Annotated in this window: 1 protein-coding gene; it reads left to right on the top strand. The window is 51.1% G+C overall.

Annotated elements, in window-relative coordinates; genetic code table 11:
- Positions 1 to 150 precede the first annotated feature (150 nt).
- The coding region (locus tag SQ11_RS15365; RefSeq protein WP_198140900.1) for a tRNA (adenosine(37)-N6)-threonylcarbamoyltransferase complex ATPase subunit type 1 TsaE at positions 151 to 315 on the top strand (165 nt) is incomplete at its 3' end.

The raw sequence follows: 315 nt of genomic DNA on the forward strand, positions 1-315 counted from the left end.
GTATCAACTTCAGCGGCATGAGCAAATAGGACTTTAGTACAATCTTAGTGAAACCCGCGTTCGGTAAGCCGGACGGACCCACCAGATTACTTGGGATATTTTTTCTTGCATAGCCCCCATCATACCGATTCCGCCGCCAGACATCACGTTATGCGCAATCTTGATGAAGAAAACGCAACACTGGCGTTCGGCGCAGAAATCGCAGCCGTATTGCATCCGGGTCTTATCATTTTCCTGAGCGGCAATCTCGGCGCCGGCAAAACCACGTTGGCGCGAGGGATCTTGCGCGGCCTGGGTTATCAAGGAAAAGTAAAA

The organism is Nitrosospira sp. NpAV (genome assembly GCF_000832065.1).
In the GTDB taxonomy this organism is placed as follows: Bacteria; Pseudomonadota; Gammaproteobacteria; order Burkholderiales; family Nitrosomonadaceae; genus Nitrosospira.